General features: G+C 69.9%; 3 protein-coding genes. 1 reads left to right on the top strand and 2 read right to left on the bottom strand.

Going from position 1 to position 1,231, the window contains the following annotated elements; all coding sequences use genetic code 11:
- A partial coding sequence (locus tag B4E30_RS10090) for an SDR family NAD(P)-dependent oxidoreductase (RefSeq protein ID WP_286795153.1) occupies positions 1 to 281 on the bottom strand: 281 nt, incomplete at its 3' end.
- A gap of 11 nt (positions 282 to 292) precedes the next feature.
- Entirely contained in the window at positions 293 to 844 is a 552-nt protein-coding gene (locus B4E30_RS10085; RefSeq protein ID WP_286795152.1) for a Dps family protein, read from the bottom strand.
- A 192-nt stretch (positions 845 to 1,036) separates the two neighbouring features.
- Here B4E30_RS10085 and B4E30_RS10080 point away from each other — a divergent pair.
- Positions 1,037 to 1,231, top strand: a 195-nt coding sequence (locus B4E30_RS10080; protein ID WP_286795150.1) for a trehalase-like domain-containing protein, incomplete at its 3' end; no start/stop codon positions are given.

Genomic DNA, 1,231 nt, shown 5'->3' with positions numbered 1-1,231 from the left:
ACCTCCTCGGCCTGCTTCTGCTCCGCGGGGAGGTAGCTGAGTGCCACGTCGGCACCCTCCCGGGCGTAGGCGATGGCGACGGCGCGGCCGATGCCGGAGTCGGCGCCGGTGACGAGCGCCCTGCGGCCCGGAAGCCGGCCCGTGCCGACGTAGCTCTGCTCGCCGTGGTCCGGGGCGGGGTCCATCTCGTGGACCGTTCCGGGCGCGCCCTGCTGCTGCGGCGGGAACGGCGGGCGCGGGAACTGCGTGGTCGGGTCCTGCATCGTGTACATGTTCGCCATGACGACTCCCGTCAGCGCTTCTTCGGAACGCGGTTCTCGGCGCTGACCATCCAGGCCAGCTGCTCGAGACGCTCGAGCACCTCGTGCAGGAGATCCGCCGTCGTGGGGTCCTCCTCGTCGATGCCGTCGTGCACGTCGCGCACCGTGCCGGTGACCGCATCCAGACGCTCGGTCATGAGGTCGATGACCTCGGCGGTGTCGATCTCGCCCTGCGGGAACTCCGGCAGCGTCGTCGTCTCGGCGATCACGTCGCTGCGACCGTCGGGAAGAGCGTGCAGGGCGCGCATGCGCTCGGCGATCGTGTCGGTGAACTCGCGTGCGGCGTCGATGATCTCGTCCAGTTGCAGGTGGGTGTCGCGGAAGTTCTTGCCGACGACGTTCCAGTGGGCCTGCTTGCCCTGCAGCGAAAGCTCGATCAGGTCGACCAGCACCTTCTGCATGCTCTCACTGAGCTGCTTCGACGCGGTGAAGCCCTTCTCCGCGTTCTGCTCGTCCGTCAGTCCTGCACCCGAGCCGCCGCGGGCGGGGCGGCGCTTGTTCTTCGTCGAGGTCGAATCGGCCATGGGGAACCTCCCTTTCGTGAGGAATGAACGGGAGAGACGCTAGGCCCCATACCGGGGCGCGCGGACGGGCTTGCAGGAACGGGCATCGGTTGCTACTTTCCGCGCTCCGCGCGCCGGGGCACCGCGTACTCCGAAGCGGGCGAGGATGCAAGCCTCCGTCGACGGTCGGGTTCGGTTCCTAGCGTGGGGCCCATGCACGACACCTCGCCGGTCCGCCCTGCGCCGGCTCCGGGCGTCGACCTGCGCACCTACGCACCGATCGGCGACGGGCGCACGGTCGCCCTCGTCGGCCGCAACGGACGCGTCGACTGGATGCCGCTGCCCAACCTCGACTCCACTCCGGTGTTCGCCCGCCTGCTCGACGACGCCACCGGCGGGTGCATCGAC

The organism is Microbacterium sp. UBA3394 (assembly GCF_002358725.1).
In the GTDB taxonomy this organism is placed as follows: domain Bacteria; phylum Actinomycetota; class Actinomycetes; order Actinomycetales; family Microbacteriaceae; genus Microbacterium; species Microbacterium luteum.
This window is presented reverse-complemented; position numbering and strand designations above follow the sequence as displayed.

Bases quoted from the DNA above. Each gene is read 5' to 3' on its own strand.
- B4E30_RS10085 (WP_286795152.1), bottom strand. From the start codon at position 844: ATGGCCGATTCGACCTCGACGAAGAACAAGCGCCGCCCCGCCCGCGGC.